General features: G+C 60.5%; 1 pseudogene. It reads left to right on the top strand.

The annotated features are described in order from the left end of the window. A pseudogene (locus SB822_RS55735) lies at positions 1-334 on the top strand (transposase); the annotation flags it as partial.

Here is a 334-nt window from a genome sequence, read left to right as displayed (position 1 = left end):
GACGACCGATCCTGATGCACGCTCCATGGCAACGAGCGGCAAAGGCCCGGGAATGGTGGGCTACAACGTCCAGGTAGCAGTAGACGCCAAGCACCATCTGATCGTCGCGCACGAGGTCACAAACTCTGTCAGCGACAGGGCGCAGCTCGGCCCCATGGCGAAAGCCGCGCGCGATGCGATGGGGAGGACCAAACTGCGGGCAGTCGCCGATCGTGGCTACTACAATGCACCTCAGATATAGGAGTGCGCGGATGCCGGGATTGCGGTGATGCTGCCGAAGCCCACGACATCAAGCGCGAAATTCCATGGTCGATTTGATAGGGCCGACTTTATC

This window comes from Paraburkholderia sp. SIMBA_054 (genome assembly GCF_046534875.1).
In the GTDB taxonomy this organism is placed as follows: domain Bacteria; phylum Pseudomonadota; class Gammaproteobacteria; order Burkholderiales; family Burkholderiaceae; genus Paraburkholderia; species Paraburkholderia hospita.
The sequence above is the reverse complement of the archived record's forward strand: the minus strand, read 5'-3'. Positions and strand labels throughout refer to the sequence as shown.